Source organism: Micromonospora sp. H61, assembly GCF_018070325.1.
Classification (GTDB): domain Bacteria; phylum Actinomycetota; class Actinomycetes; order Mycobacteriales; family Micromonosporaceae; genus Micromonospora; species Micromonospora salmantinae.
On the sequence record NZ_JAGPXY010000015.1, the window covers coordinates 24,416 to 39,038 of the forward strand.

At 71.2% G+C, this 14,623-nt stretch carries 14 protein-coding genes; 11 read left to right on the forward strand and 3 right to left on the reverse strand.

Translation table 11 applies throughout. The annotated features are described in order from the left end of the window. Positions 1–3 precede the first annotated feature (3 nt). Entirely contained in the window at positions 4–1,131 is a 1,128-nt protein-coding gene (gene serC, locus KBX08_RS10440; protein ID WP_210782813.1) for a phosphoserine transaminase, read from the reverse strand. A 196-nt stretch (positions 1,132–1,327) separates the two neighbouring features. After that, on the reverse strand, positions 1,328–2,434 hold the full coding sequence (locus KBX08_RS10445) for a citrate synthase 2 (protein WP_210782815.1): 1,107 nt from the start codon (positions 2,432–2,434) through the stop codon (positions 1,328–1,330). A 278-nt stretch (positions 2,435–2,712) separates the two neighbouring features. Here KBX08_RS10445 and pdxH point away from each other — a divergent pair, with 278 nt between their 5' ends. From pdxH to KBX08_RS10480, 7 genes are all read left to right on the forward strand, one after another. Then, positions 2,713–3,342, forward strand: coding sequence for a pyridoxamine 5'-phosphate oxidase (pdxH, locus tag KBX08_RS10450; RefSeq protein WP_210782939.1), 630 nt, complete (start codon positions 2,713–2,715; stop codon positions 3,340–3,342). Further along, positions 3,339–4,637 carry an MFS transporter gene (locus KBX08_RS10455; protein ID WP_210782817.1) on the forward strand — a complete coding sequence of 433 codons (1,299 nt, stop codon included), beginning with the start codon at positions 3,339–3,341 and terminating at the stop codon, positions 4,635–4,637. Before pdxH ends, KBX08_RS10455 begins: the two co-directional genes overlap by 4 nt. Before the next feature lie 18 nt (positions 4,638–4,655). Further along, positions 4,656–5,585 (forward strand): aldose 1-epimerase family protein, encoded by a 930-nt coding sequence (locus KBX08_RS10460; RefSeq protein ID WP_210782819.1) that lies wholly within the window; start codon positions 4,656–4,658, stop codon positions 5,583–5,585. After that, positions 5,585–6,187, forward strand: a complete 603-nt coding sequence (locus tag KBX08_RS10465; protein ID WP_091395235.1) for a nitroreductase family protein — start codon at positions 5,585–5,587, stop codon at positions 6,185–6,187. Before KBX08_RS10460 ends, KBX08_RS10465 begins: the two co-directional genes overlap by 1 nt. A gap of 187 nt (positions 6,188–6,374) precedes the next feature. Next, positions 6,375–6,680: a type II toxin-antitoxin system VapB family antitoxin gene (locus KBX08_RS10470; protein ID WP_030329612.1), complete on the forward strand. Its 306-nt coding sequence runs from the start codon at positions 6,375–6,377 to the stop codon at positions 6,678–6,680. 44 nt (positions 6,681–6,724) lie between these two features. Beyond that, entirely contained in the window at positions 6,725–7,888 is a 1,164-nt protein-coding gene (locus KBX08_RS10475; RefSeq protein WP_210782821.1) for an acyl-CoA dehydrogenase family protein, read from the forward strand. Positions 7,889–7,987: 99 nt separating this feature from the next. Continuing rightward, entirely contained in the window at positions 7,988–8,833 is an 846-nt protein-coding gene (locus KBX08_RS10480; protein WP_210782823.1) for a DUF4230 domain-containing protein, read from the forward strand. Positions 8,834–8,962: 129 nt separating this feature from the next. Here KBX08_RS10480 and KBX08_RS10485 read toward each other — a convergent pair whose 3' ends face one another. Then, entirely contained in the window at positions 8,963–9,172 is a 210-nt protein-coding gene (locus tag KBX08_RS10485) for a PspC domain-containing protein (RefSeq protein ID WP_030329606.1), read from the reverse strand. Between the two features lie 367 nt (positions 9,173–9,539). Here KBX08_RS10485 and KBX08_RS10490 point away from each other — a divergent pair, with 367 nt between their 5' ends. The 4 genes from KBX08_RS10490 to KBX08_RS10505 all read left to right on the forward strand — a co-directional run bounded on the left by KBX08_RS10490 (position 9,540) and on the right by KBX08_RS10505 (position 14,614). Next, positions 9,540–10,910: an L-serine ammonia-lyase gene (locus KBX08_RS10490; protein WP_210782825.1), complete on the forward strand. Its 1,371-nt coding sequence runs from the start codon at positions 9,540–9,542 to the stop codon at positions 10,908–10,910. Positions 10,911–10,981: 71 nt separating this feature from the next. Beyond that, positions 10,982–11,809, forward strand: coding sequence for an ABC transporter permease (locus tag KBX08_RS10495; RefSeq protein ID WP_091395221.1), 828 nt, complete (start codon positions 10,982–10,984; stop codon positions 11,807–11,809). A 1-nt stretch (position 11,810) separates the two neighbouring features. Then, a complete protein-coding gene (locus KBX08_RS10500) occupies positions 11,811–12,557 on the forward strand; it encodes an ABC transporter ATP-binding protein (RefSeq protein WP_210782827.1) in 747 nt (248 codons plus the stop codon). Beyond that, positions 12,554–14,614: a DUF5941 domain-containing protein gene (locus KBX08_RS10505; protein ID WP_210782829.1), complete on the forward strand. Its 2,061-nt coding sequence runs from the start codon at positions 12,554–12,556 to the stop codon at positions 14,612–14,614. Before KBX08_RS10500 ends, KBX08_RS10505 begins: the two co-directional genes overlap by 4 nt. The last annotated feature ends 9 nt before the right edge of the window (positions 14,615–14,623 follow it).

The window sequence follows — 14,623 nt, forward strand, 5'->3', positions numbered from 1 at the left end:
ACGTCAGAGTCGCTCGACCACGTAGTCGATGGACGCGGTGAGCGCCTCGACATCGGCCGGCTCGACGGCCGGGAACAGCGCCACCCGCAGCTGGTTGCGACCGAGCTTGCGGTAGGGCTCAGTGTCCACGATGCCGTTGGCGCGCAGCGCCTTGGCGATCGCAGTGGCGTCCACCCCGTCGGCGAAGTCGATGGTGGCGACCACGTTGGAGCGCAGCGCCGGGTCGGTGACGAACGGGGTGGCCACGCTGGACCGCTCGGCCCAGCCGTAGACCGCGGCGGCGCTCTCGGCGGTGCGCTTCGCCGCCCAGGACAGGCCGCCCTGCGCGTTCATCCAGTCGGTCTGCTCGGCGGCCAGGAAGATGGTGGCCAGCGCCGGGGTGTTGTAGGTCTGCTCCAGCCGCGAGTTGTCGATCGCGGTGACCAGGTCGAGGAAGGCGGGGATGTAACGCCCGGACGCCTTGATCTCGGCGGCCCGGTCCAGTGCCGCCGGGGACATCAGAGCCAGCCAGAGACCACCGTCGGAGCCGAAGCACTTCTGCGGGGCGAAGTAGTAGACGTCGGTCTCACCGACGTTGACCTCCAGGCCACCCGCGCCGGAGGTCGCGTCGACCAGCAGCAGTGCGCCCTCGTCGGCGCCGGCCACCCGGCTGATCGGCACGGCCACACCGGTCGAGGTCTCGTTCTGCGGCGTCGCGTAGGCGTCCACGCCGGACTCGGCGACCAGCGTCGGCGCGCTGCCCGCGTCGGACTTGCGGACGGTCGGCTCACCCAGGAAGGGGGCGTCCTTGACCGACTTGGCGAACTTGGCGCCGAACTCGCCGAAGCTGGCGAACTGGGCCCGGTCGCGAATCAGGCCGAAGGTGGCGACCTCCCAGAACGCGGTGGTGCCGCCGTTGCCGATGATCACCTCGTAGCCCTCGGGCAGCGAGAAGAACTCGGCGATGCCGGAGCGCAGCCGGGCCACCTGGTCACGGACCGTCTTGTGCCGGTGCGAGGTGCCGAGGTAGGTGGTCGCGACCTCGGCGAGAGCGGACACCGCCGCCGGGCGGACCTTGGACGGGCCGCAGCCGAAGCGTCCGTCGGCGGGCTTGATCTCATCGGGAATCCGGATGATCGGTGCGTCAGCCACGGTCTTGAAGATCCTTCCGCAAGGGCGAGGGCGGGCCCGGCGACACTGCCGGCCCTCATCCTCGCACCCGGACCGAACGGCGATGGGCGGGGTCCCGGCGGTCGGTCTGAGTCCTTCGCCACAGTCGGCCCCGGTAACCAACGAGAAGGGCCCCTCCTCGACGCCTGACGTCGAGGAGGGACCCTTGCCTACCAGCTCAGACGCCGTGCGGGATGGCGGCCCAGCCCTCGACGTCGGACGGCTTGCGAGTCTCCGGGCCCATGTAGAGGGCGGACGGGCGGACCAGCCGCTGCAGGCGCTTCTGCTCCAGGATGTGCGCGCTCCAGCCGCCCATCCGCGCGCAGGTGAACATCGAGGTGAACATGTGCGCCGGCACCTCGGCGAAGTCCAGCACCACGGCCGACCAGAACTCGACGTTGGTGGCCAGTACCCGGTCCGGGCGGCGGGCCTGAAGCTCGGCGAGGGCGGCCTTCTCCAGTGCCTCGGCGATCTCGAAGCGCGGCGCGCCCAGCTCCTTGGCCGTACGCCGGAGCACTCGGGCGCGCGGGTCCTCGGCACGGTAGACGCGGTGGCCGAAGCCCATCAACCGCTCGCCGCGGTCGAGGACGCCCTTGACGTAGCCCTCCGCGTCGCCGCTGCGCTCCACCGCCTCCAGCATGCTGAGCACCCGGGACGGGGCGCCGCCGTGCAGCGGGCCGGAGAGGGCCCCGATGCCCGACGAGATGCAGGCAGCCGCGTCCGCCCCGGTGGAGGCGACGATGCGAGCGGTGAAGGTGGACGCGTTCAGGCCGTGCTCGGCGGCCGAGATGAAGTACGCGTCGACGGCCTTGACGTGCCGCGGGTCGGGCTCGCCGCGCCAGCGCTTCATGAACCGCTCGACGATGGTCTGCGCCTTGTCGATCTCCTTCTGCGGCACCGCCGGCAGGCCGAGGCCGCGGGCGGACTGGGCGACGAAGGAGAGCGCGGTCACCGAGACCCGGGCGAGATCCTCACGGGCCTGCTCGTCGGAGATGTCCAGCAGTTGGTTGAGACCCCAGTACGGGGCCAGCATGGCGACCGCGGACTGCACGTCGACGCGGATGTCACCGGAGTGCACCGGCACCGGGAACGGCTCCGCCGGCGGCAGGCCCGGCCCGAACCGGCCGTCGACAAGCAGTGCCCACACGTTGCCGAACGACACCTGGCCGATCAGATCCTCGATGTCGACTCCGCGATAGCGCAGCGCACCGCCCTCACGGTCAGGTTCGGCGATCTCGGTCTCGAAGGCGACGACGCCCTCCAGCCCGGGTTTGAAATCGGCCATGTCGCTCTCCTGGATCTGGTCGGTGCGCCCGATCGCTCATCCGGCCCGATCGGCCGAGCGCCTTAGGCGACCCTCAGGGATGTGTTCGGAACATACTGCCTGCTGAGTAAGGGATACGCGACCCGCTGCGACTGTGCTGCACGCGACATCCCCGGACGCGCATTCTCCGCGCGGCTCAGTGAGACTGGGCAGGGCGGGCTGGTCAGCGCGGGAGGGTGCTGGCGGGGCCCCCGAAAAGGAGTGGGGACGTGACGGGTGACACACCCGCCCCGGCCGCGATGCGTAACGAGTACGCCGCGGACCTGGGCCTGACCGAGGCTGACCTGGCCGTCGACTGGCACACCCAGTTCGACAGCTGGTTCGCCGACGCGGTGGCCTTCGGGCTGCCCGAACCGAACGCCATGGTGGTGGGCACCGCCGACTCGGCCGGCCGGCCGAGCGGGCGGACGGTGCTGCTGAAGGGGTACGACCCGGAGGGCTTCGTCTTCTTCACCAACCATCTGTCGCGCAAGGGCGTCGAGGCGACCGCCAACCCGTACGCCAGCCTGGTCTTTCCGTGGTTTCCCATGCAGCGTCAGGTGGTGGTCGCCGGACGGGTCGCGCCGGTCGACCGCGCCACCAGCGAGGCGTACTTCGCCAGCCGGCCGCGCGGCTCCCAACTGGGTGCCTGGGCCAGCCCACAGTCGCAGGTGGTGTCGGGTCGGGCGGCGCTGGAGCAGCGGTACCAGGAGGTGGCCGAGCGGTTCGCCGACCAGGCCGAGATCCCGGCTCCGTCGCACTGGGGCGGGCTGCGGGTCCAACCCGAGTCGGTGGAGTTCTGGCAGGGCCGGGCCGGCCGGTTGCACGACCGGCTCCGCTTCCGTCGCCTTGATCAGGGTGACTGGATCGTCGAGCGGTTGGCGCCGTGACGGGTGTGCGGGAGACCCGGCCGCGCGCAGCGCGCCGCTGGGCGATCGACGTACGTCCGCTGCGGGTTCCGGCGTACCGCCGGCTCTGGCTCGGCAACACGGTGGCGATGTTCGGCTTCCAGTTCACCGCCGTCGCGGTGCCGGTGGAGATGTACGCCCTGACCCGGGACTCGTTCTGGGTGGGGTTGCTGGGCGTGGCCGCCTTCGTACCGTTGCTGGTCTTCGGGCTCTGGGGCGGCGCGGTCGCCGACGCCCGTGACCGGCGTGCGGTGCTGCTCGGCGGCTCATTGTTGCTCTGGGCATCCACTCTCGGGCTGCTGCTCCAGGCGGTGCTCGACGTGGGCAGCCCGGTGCTGCTGCTGGCGTTGATGGCGTTGCAGTCGGTGGCCTTCGCGATCAGCTCGCCGGCCCGCAGCGCCATGCTGCCCCGGCTGGTGCCGGACGACCTGGTGGCGTCCGCCACCACGCTGAACTACACGACCTTCACCGCCGCCTCGGTCGCCGGCCCGCTCGCCGCCGGCCTGATCCTCTCCGCCTCGCCGGACACCACTGTGGTCCTGCCGATCGCCTACGGGCTGGACGCGGTGCTGTTCACAGCGATGCTCTGGGCCGCGCTGCGGCTGCCCTCGCTCCCGCCCGAGCCCACCGCCGACGGCCAGGCCCGGCGTGCCGGTCTGGCCAGCGTCGTCGACGGGTTCCGCTACCTGGCCACCACCCCGGTCCTGCTGCTGTCCTTCGGGGTGGACCTGATCGCGATGATCCTCGCCATGCCACGGGCCCTCTTTCCGGAGATCGCGCACGAGCGGTTCGGCGGCGGTGGCTCGGTCGGTCTGCTCTACAGCGCCATCGCGATCGGCTCGATGATCGGTGGGTTGACCTCCGGCTGGATCGGCCGGCTCCGCCGCCAGGGGCTCGGCCTGGTGCTCGCGGTGGTCGGCTGGGGCCTGGCGATCGCCGCGGCCGGGTTGGCCCACCAGCTCTGGTTGATGGTCGTGCTGCTCGCCGTGGCCGGCGCCGCCGACCTGATCAGCGCGGTACTGCGTCAGTCGATGCTGCTGGTCTACGCACCGGACCGGATGCGCGGCCGACTCCAGGGCGTGAACACCGTAGTGGTGGCGGGTGGCCCACGCCTGGGCGATCTGCGCGCCGGCACCATGGCCGCCGGGTTCGGTGGCGGGGTGGCCTGGGTGGCCGGTGGGCTCGCCTCCGCGGTGCTCGTGGTGGTGCTGGCTGTCGCGTTCCCGGCGCTGCTGCGTTACCGGGCGGCGACGGCGTCGAGCGACAACCGGACCTGACCGGTTAGTGTCGCCGGCATGGAAAGCCCCGATCCGCGCCCGTTCTCCGGCGCCCAGTGGACCATCTCCGCCGCCGGCCACGAGGCCGTCATCGTGGAGGTCGGCGGTGGGCTCCGGACGTACCGGCACGACGGTGTCGACCTGCTCGACGGGTACCAGACCGACGAGGTCTGCCCCGGTTGCACCGGGCAGGTGCTGGCACCCTGGCCGAACCGGATCCGCGATGGTCGCTACTCGTTCGACGGGCGGACGCACCAGCTTTCGCTGACCGAGCCGGAGCGGCACGTGGCCATCCACGGGCTGGTCAACTGGGTGCCGTGGCAGTTGCTGGAGCAGTCGGCGGACGCCGTGACGGTCGGCTACGACCTGCCGCCGCAGCCCGGCTACCCGTGGCCGCTGCGGCTGCGCAGCCGGTGGAGCGTCGACGCGGACGGGCTGCGCGCCGAGCACGAGGTGACGAACATCGGTGGGGAGCTGGCCCCGTTCGGCTTCTCCGTGCACCCGTACCTGCAACTGCCGGGCGTCGCTGTGGACGACCTGGTGTTGCGGCTGCCCACCCGGAGCCGGGTGCTGGTGGACGGTCGGCTGCTGCCGGTGGGGGTGACCCCGGTGGCCGGCACCGAGTACGACTGGACCAGCCCTCGCCGGATCGGCGCGGCCGTGCTGGACTCCTGCTTCGGCGAGGTGATCCGGGACGCCGACGGCGGTTCGTCGGTGAGCCTCGCCGCGCCGGACGGTTCGGCCGCTGTGAGCATCTGGGCGGACGCCGAGTTCGGCTGGTGGCAGGTGTTCACCGGGGACGCCCTCACCGGCGATCGGTACCGCCGCTCGGTGGCGGTCGAGCCGATGACCTGCCCACCGGACGCGTTCCGGTCGGGCAAGGACCTGCTCACCCTCAAGCCCGGCACTACCTGGCGAGGTGCCTGGGGCATCCGCCCCGGCGCCTGATGGAGTTCGCCGAGGTCGTCCGCCGACGGCGGATGGTGCGCAACTACGACCCGGACCGCCCCGTCCCGCCCGACGTGGTGGACCGGTTGCTCGACCATGCGGTCCGCGCGCCGTCGGCCGGCTTCGCCCAGGGCTGGGGTTTCCTGGTGTTGGAGGAGCTGGCCGATCGGGACCGGTTCTGGGCCGCCACCACCCCCGATGGCGGTGGGCGGGAGCGCTGGCTCGCGGGCATGCGCCGGGCACCCCTGATCGTGGTGCCGCACGCCAACGAGTCGGCCTACCTGCGGCGGTACGCGGAGCCGGACAAGGGCTGGACGGATCAGTCCACGGACCGGTGGCCGGTGCCGTACTGGCACGTGGACGCCGGATTCGCGGCGTTGCTGATGTTGCTCACCGCTGTGGACGAGGGGCTGGGGGCGTGCTTCTTCGGCATTCCGCCGCAGCGGCTCGCCGCCTACCGGGACGCGTTCGGCGTGCCGGCGGAGTATCAACCCATCGGCGCCGTCACAATCGGTTACCGTGCAGCCGACCATCGGTCACCATCGTTGCGCCGTGGACGTCGCCCGATGGACGAGGTCGTGCGGCGCGGCCGGTGGAACTGACACGGACGTCCCGTTCGTCCGGTTGAGGATCGGACGAGCGATAGCGAAACTGACATCAGGGAGCAGAACGTAGCGTGCGCTGGGCGGCTAGGCTGGCACGGTCATCGGTGCCGCGCCGCGCGGTGCCCGCCGCGGCCCGGCTCGGCGCCGTCGGTCGGCCCGGCCACGGGGAGGGGAGCGTGCCGTCGTGATCTTCAGAGCGGTCCGGGACGGGCGTCCCTATCCGGAGCACAATCTGACGCTCAAGCAGTGGGCGGAGATCCCGCCGAGGCCACTGCGCCTGGATCAGATGATCACCACCAAGCGCGAGTTGGCGCTGGACAAGCTCCTCGCCGAGGATTCCACCTTCTACGGTGACCTCTTTCCGCACGTCGTGCAGTGGAACGGCGGGCTCTACCTGGAGGACGGGCTGCACCGGGCGCTGCGCGCCGCCCTCCAGCAGCGCAACCAGATCCACGCGCGAGTGCTGGTGCTCTCCGAGCCCATCGAGTGACGAGCCCTTCTTTCCCGCGCTGAACCTTCGTTAGGGTGGCGTCCATGACCGCTGCGCTGGACCTGCTCGACCTGGACCCGTCGCTCAGCGAGGAGGAGCGGCAGATCCGCGACGTCGTCCGTCAACTCGTCGACGACCGGGTGCGACCCCACGTCGCCGACTGGTACGAGGACGGCAAGGTGCCCGCCCGGGAGTTGGCCCGCGAGTTCGGCAAGCTCGGCCTGCTCGGCATGCACCTGACCGGCTACGGCTGCGCCGGTGCCTCCGCGGTCGCCTACGGGCTGGCCTGCCAGGAGTTGGAAGCCGGCGACTCCGGCCTCCGCTCCCTGGTCTCCGTGCAGGGATCGCTTGCCATGTACGCCATCTGGCGCTACGGCAGCGAGGAGCAGAAGCGACGGTGGCTGCCGTCGATGGCCACCGGTGAGGCGATCGGCTGCTTCGGCCTCACCGAGCCTGATCACGGCTCCGACCCCGCCTCGATGGCCACCCGGGCCCGCCGCGACGGCGACGACTGGGTGCTCACCGGCGGCAAGATGTGGATCACCAACGCCCCGATCGCGGACGTCGCGGTGATCTGGGCGCGCACCGACGAGGGCGTACGGGGTTTCGCCGTACCCATTGACACTCCCGGCGTCACGGCCCGGGAGATCCGCCTCAAGATGTCGCTGCGCGCGTCTGTGACCGGCGAGATCGTGCTCGACGACGTCCGGCTGCCGGCCGACGCCCAACTGCCCGAGGCGGTCGGGCTCAAGGCGCCGCTGAGCTGCCTCACCGAGGCCCGCTACGGCATCGTCTGGGGCGCGGTCGGCGCGGCCCGCGACTGCCTGGAAACCACACTGGCGTACGCGACCAACCGCACCCAGTTCGGTCGCCCACTGGCCGGCTTCCAACTCACCCAGGCGAAGCTCGCCGACATGGCAGTCGAGTTGGTGAAGGGGCAACTGCTCGCGCTGCACCTGGGCCGGCTCGCCGACGCCCGGCGGCTGCGGCCCGAGCAGGTCAGCGTGGGCAAGCTGAACAACGTGCGGGAGGCCCTGGCCATCGCCCGGCAGTGTCGCACCATCCTCGGCGCCAACGGCGTCTCCGGTGAGTACCCGGTGATGCGGCACGCCAACAACCTGGAGAGCGTGCTGACCTACGAGGGCACCTCCGAGATCCACCAACTGGTCATCGGGCAGCGGCTCACCGGCCTCTCCGCGTTCGCCTGACCTGCCCGTTCGTCACTTCCTGGCGCTCGCCGCGCGACTGTCGTATCGGGGCCGTACCGTCATTGACAGACGACTTGTCTGACGAGGACGGTGAGCGTGATGGCCCGCGACGCTGGCAGCAACGAGCCCACGAGGGAGTTCCCCGGTTACCCGACCGGTGACGATCTCAAGGCGCGGTCGACCGCGACACCCGAGTGGATCGCTGATACGCCGGGTGGCCCCGGCGAGCCGGCCGGTCCCGGTGGGCCTGTTGGCCCCGGTGGCCCGCCGAGCGATGGCGATGGCCCCGTCGGTGGCGGTGGCGGTGGGGCGGCCCGCGGTCTGCTCCTGCTGCTCGGCGCCGCCGCGCTGGCCGTGGTCGTGCTGCTCGGCATTCAGGCGACCGGGATCCTGCCGGAGTTCCGCAACCCGTTCGCGAAGGAGCAGACCGACCGCAGTCAGCCACCGCTGCTGAAGTCGATCCAGGACCTCAGCCGCTACGTGGCCGCGGAAGGCAACTTCCAGGTGGTGGTCGACACGCAGAACGACCGGCGCAACGTTCCGGACTTCCTGCTCAACGAGCGCACCCTGTTCGTCGGGGCCGGCAGCGTCGAGGCGTACGTCGACTTCACCAAGATCGGTGAGGGTGCCGTCGTCCAGTCCGCCGACGGCAAGTCCGTCGAGATCAAGCTGCCCGCGCCGCAGCTCGGTGAGACCAACCTCGACATGGAGAAGAGCTACGTCTTCGCCGAGCAGCGTGGTCTGCTCAACCGACTCGGTGACCTGGTCGGCAACGACCCCAACCGGCAGCAGCAGGTCTACCAGCTCGCCGAGGACCGGATCACCGCCGCCGCCCGGGACAGCGGGCTCTCCGCCCGAGCCGAGGAGAACACCCGCAAGATGCTGGAGGGGCTGCTCCGCTCCCTCGGCTACCAGCAGATCACTGTCACCTACATAGCCCCCTGACCTGCGTCCCGTACGCCGAAGCGCCCGCACCGACTTCCGTCGGAGCGGGCGCTTCCGTGTGGTGCCCCGCGTTGGTTGCTAACGGAAACTGTCCAAGATCTGCGATTACGTCAGGTGCGCGGGGCGGGATCAGTGGCCGGTGGAGGCCAGGTAGCGGTCCTCGTTCGGCATCAGCACCCACAGGATCAGGTAGACGATCACCTGCGTGCCGGGCAGCAGCAGCGACAGCAGGAACAGCAGCCGGACCATTCCGGCCGACATGCCGAACCGCCGCCCGAGGCCGGCGCAGACACCGGCGAGCATGCGCCCCTCGCGGGGCCGGACCAGTTTGCGACTCATCGTCGTACTCCCACTCTGCGGCGGTGCGCCGCGTCTGCAATCCACGGTAGAAGGGGATGGCCACCTCGCCCTCGGTCCCGAGGATGAGCGGCAACCCGTGGACCCGTAGGTGCTTTACCCGGGCAGCCCCCCGCTGACGCCTCCCCGCCCCGCCCACCGCACGCCGCCGTCGGGCGGGAGACGGTGGTCCGGTGTTCACGTCCCGGACCGGGTGGGCGGTGAGCTGGGCGGGTAGGCTGGCTGATCGGCCTTCCACACCCCGGAGGGCCGGCACCCCATACCCCGGACGGTCACGAGCGGGGCCGCCAGACCGGCGGTCACGACCCGGCCGGGTCCCGTACGCCGGGACGACGGCGAGGAAGCAGCCATGATCAGTGTTTTCGACCTCTTCAGCGTCGGTATCGGGCCGTCCAGCTCACACACTGTGGGGCCGATGCGGGCCGCGCGGACGTTCGTTGGTGGGCTGAAGGCCGACGGGCTGCTCAGCGACACGGCGCGGGTGCAGGCCGAGCTGTTCGGCTCGCTGGGTGCCACCGGGCACGGTCACGGCAGCGGTCCGGCGGTGCTGCTCGGGTTGGCCGGTGAGTCGCCGGAGACCGTCGACACGGACACCGTCGGGCCTCGGGTCGAGCGGATCCGGGCCGAACGGCGGCTCAACATCCTCGACGCGCACGAAATCGACTTTGACCCGGATCGGGACCTGACGCTGCACCGCCGCCGGTCGTTGCCGTACCACCCGAACGGGATGACCTTCGTGGCGTACGACCGGGCCGGTGCTGTGCTGCGCAGCCGCACCTACTACTCCGTCGGTGGCGGGTTCGTGGTGGACGAGGAGGCGGCGGGGGCGGACCGGATCAAGCCGGACAGCACGGTGGTGCGGTACCCCTTCCTGACCGGGGCGCAACTGCTCGACGTCACCACCCGCACCGGGCTGTCGATCAGCGAGGTGATGCTGGCCAACGAGCTTTCCTGGCGCAGCGAGGCGGACATCCGGGCGGGTCTGCTGGAGATCTGGCGGGTGATGCAGGAGTGCGTGCAGCGCGGCTGCGAGCGGGACGGCGTACTCCCTGGGGGGTTGAAGGTTCGGCGGCGCGCGGCGGAGCTGCGGCGCGGCCTGGAGGCGGAGGCCGGGTCGGCCGACCCGCTGCACGTGATGGACTGGGTGACGCTGTTCGCGCTCGCGGTCAACGAGGAGAACGCCGCAGGCGGCCGGGTGGTCACCGCGCCGACCAACGGCGCGGCCGGGATCGTTCCGGCGGTGCTGCACTACTACACCCGGTTCGTGCCGGACGCCGATGACGAGGGTGTGGTGCGGTTCCTGCTGACGGCGGGGGCGATCGGTGTGCTGTTCAAGGAGAACGCGTCGATCTCGGGCGCCGAGGTGGGCTGCCAGGGTGAGGTCGGTTCGGCGTGCTCGATGGCGGCGGCGGGGTTGGCCGAGGCGCTCGGTGGCACCCCGGAGCAGGTGGAGAACGCCGCCGAGATCGGGATGGAGCACAACCTCGGGTTGACCTGTGACCCGGTGGGTGGCCTGGTGCAGATCCCCTGCATCGAGCGGAACGCGGTGGCTAGCATCAAGGCGATCACGGCCGCCCGGCTGGCGCTGCGCGGCGACGGGGTGCACAAGGTGTCGCTGGACAAGGTCATCAAGACCATGCGGGAGACGGGCGCCGACATGAAGGTCAAGTACAAGGAGACGGCGCGTGGCGGTTTGGCCGTCAACGTGATCGAGTGCTGAGTCCGGTCGATTCGGGGCAATCGTTCACCGACTGCTAACCTGTCGTCCGTTTCAGGAGGCGGGAGGCTGCGGTGACCTCTGGCGTCGCGGCGTTGTGGTCGCACCGCAACTCGCTGCGCATCCTGGTCAGGCGGGATCTCGCGGTCAAGTACCAGCAGTCGGTGCTGGGCTACTTCTGGTCGTTGATCGAGCCGCTCGGCATGGGCGCCATCTACTGGTTCGTCTTCGGGGTGCTCTACTCCCGGGACACCGGTCGGCACCTCGGTGAGGCGGCCGGGTCGTACCCGTTGTTCCTGATCACCGGCATCTTCGCCTGGATGTGGACCAGCTCGGCGCTGAGCGAGGCGACGAACGCGCTGACCGGTCAGTCCCGGCTGATCACCACGATGAACGTGCCGCGTCAGGTCTTTCCGATCGGCCGGGTCACCGGCCGGTTCGCCGAGTACGCGGCCGGCCTGCCGATCCTGATCGCCATCGCGGTGATCTACGCAGTGCATGGTCGGATTCACCCCGGTTGGTCGCTGCTCTCCCTGCCGCTGGCGGTGGCCGTCCAGGCCGTCCTGTTGACCGGGCTCGCCCTGCTGCTGTCCGCGTGGAACGTGCTGATGCGCGACGTGGAACGGCTGATGCGGCTGATCATCCGGGTGCTCTTCTACGCCACGCCGATCATCTATCCGCTCAGCCTGGTCCGGGAGTCCGGGCTGCCCGGCTGGTTGAAGGTGGTGTACGAGCTGAACCCGCTGGTCGGGATCTTCCAGCTGCACCACGCGATCTGGTATCCGGACGAGTTCCCGGACGCCCGGCTGCTCGCCACCACGATCGTCGGCAGCGTGCTGGTGCTGGCCGCCGGTTGGTGGTCGTTCCGCCGGTTGGAGCCCGCCGTGCTCAAGGAGCTCTGAGGTGGCCGCGCCGATCATCGAGGCCGACGGCCTGGGCATTCGGTTCGTCCGCAACCGTCGCCGCCAGCTGCGGCTGCGCGAGTTGTTCATCCACCGGGGCGCCCGTGGCGCGCTGCCCGGCCAGTTCTGGCCGCTGCGGGACGTGTCGTTCAGCATCGAGCCGGGCGAGACCGTCGGGGTGATCGGGCGCAACGGCACCGGCAAGAGCACACTGCTGCGGCTGATCGCCGGGGTGCTCATTCCGGACGAGGGCGGCATCCGGGTGCACGGCGCGGTGGCGCCGTTGCTGGAGTTGTCCGCCGGTTTCTCCAACGACCTGACCGGGCGGGAGAACCTGCACCTGGTCGGTGGGCTGCACGGACTGTCGACGGGCTACCTGAAGCGGCACTTCGACGAGATCGTCGAGTTCGCCGGTGAGCAGGTGGAACGGGCCATCGACACGTCGGTGCGGCACTACTCGTCGGGGATGAAGGTGCGGCTGGGCTTCGCGATCATCTCGCACCTGCCGCACCCGATCCTGCTGATGGACGAGGTGACAGCGGTCGGGGACGCGGAGTTCCGCAAGAAGTGTTACGCGACTATTGATCGTCTGCTCGGGGAGGGGCGCACGCTGGTGCTGGTGTCACACAACGAAAAGGACCTGACCCGGTTCTGCCGTCGGGGGTTGTACCTCGACGCGGGCCGGTTGACGCTCGACGGCACCATCGCCGAGGCGCTCGACGCGTACCACGCCGCGGTCCCGCGGTGACGCTCGCGATCGTGCTCGCCGCCGGGACACCCGCGGCGGGCCTGAACACCGCGACCGGTGAGCCGCTGGCCGACCGGCTGGCCGCCCAGTTGCGCCTGGCCGGGGCGGACGAGGTGCGCTTCGCCGCCAACCTCGACGAGCTGTCCGACCTGGTCAGCACCGCGACCGCCCCGGTGCTGGTCACCGGCACGGACCTGGTCGCGCACACCGCCGTACTGCGGCACCTGGCCACCAGCCCGGTGGGCCCCACCGTGGCGCTGGTCCTCGGTGACCCGCCGGTGCCCGGTCGGACCGCAGTGCGCGAGGAACGCGGCCAGGTGGTCGACGCCGGCGCGTTGGACGCCCTCGACGGGGCCGCCACCGGCGTGTTCGGCGGCGCGCTGCGGGTCGGCGTGGACGACCTGCCGACCCTCGCGGCCGCCGCCCGGGCCGCCGCGTCCGGGATGCTCCCCGTCGCCGCCCCGATCGGCCCGGCCGGCGACGTGGCGCCGCTGCCGGCGACCGGCGGGTCCGGGTCCGGGGGGTCGGTCGCGGCCGGTGGCCCCGGGTCCGCCGTGGACCGGCTCTTCGCGGGCCTCGCGGCGCTCGGCACCCTGATCTTCGCCCAGCGGGTACGCCTGCTCGTCGCCCACCGGGTCGAGGACCCGGCCGGGCTGACCGCTGCCGAGGCGGCGGTGACAGCTGTCGACGAGGACCGGGCCGAGCTGCGGCTGTCGGTGAAGGAGAAGGACGACTTCTTCTCCACCTACTTCGTCAGCACCTGGTCGCCGTACGTGGTCCGGCTCTCGGCCCGGCTCCGGCTCACCCCGACCGGGGTGACGGTCATCTCGGTGCTCTTCGCGTTGGGCGCGGCGGTGCTGTTCGGGGTCGGTGGGCGGCCCGCGCTGGTCGGTGGCGCGGTGCTGCTCTACCTGGGCTTCGTGCTGGACTGCGTGGACGGCCAACTGGCCCGCTACACCCGGCACTTCAGCGCCTGGGGCGGCTGGCTGGACACGATGGCGGACCGGGCCAAGGAGTACCTGGTCTACGCCGGGCTGGGCTTCGGGGTGAGCCACGCCGGGCTGGGCAACGGGTGGGCGCTCGCGATCGCCGCGATGACGTTGCAGACCGTCCGGCACATGACCGACACCTGGTACGGGGTGCTGCACGACGAGGCGGCCCGTCGCCCGCGTACGGCGACGAACGCCAGCGGCGGGATCGGTGACCGGCTCAACGCGGCGTCGACAAGGGTGCAGGCGGACACCGGGTCGGTGTCGTACTGGCTGAAGCGGACAGTGGTCTTCCCGATCGGTGAGCGGTGGGCGCTGATCGCGCTGACGGTGGCGCTGTTCAACCCGCTGGTCAGCCTGATCGCCGTGCTGGTCTGGGGGGTGCTGGCGTTCGCGTACACCGGGGCGCTGCGGACGCTGCGGGCCCGCTGGATGTGGGTGCCGGTGCTGGACACGGTCGACGCCACCCTGCACCGCGACGACGGGCCGCTGGCCCGCTGGTTGCCGGTGGTCCGCCCGATGGGGCCGCTGACCCTGGCGGTGATCGCCGCGCTCGGCCCGGCGGTGCTGCTGGTCGGGGCGCTGCTGAGCGACGCGCCCGAGGGGCTGCGCTGGGCGGTGCCGGTGGCGCTGCTGGTGCTGCTGGTCGGCGGCCTGGGTGCCGGGGCGGCGCACAATGGTCCGTTGGACTGGCTGGTGCCCGCGGCGTTGCGGGCCGCCGAGTACCTGTTCGCCATCGCGGTCGGGGTGGTCGGTGCGGCGCCCGGCTGGCTGATCTTCGGGTACGTCTTCGTGCTCACCGTGCACCACTACGACCTGACCGCTCGGCTGGAGAAGCGGCAGGCGGCACCGCCCCTGCACGCGGCGACGCTGGGCTGGGAGGGGCGCTCGGTGCTGCTGGCCCTCGCGGCGATCGCCGGTATTGCGGGTATCGGACTGGCTACACTCGGTTCGTACCTTCTCGTGGTTTTCGTGGTGAGCGTCGTCCTGGCCTGGTTCGTGCGACCGGCCCGTAGCGCGCGGGCGTCGGTGGCGCCGGCGGGCGCTGGAGGTGCCGCGCCGCGCTGACGGAGGGCG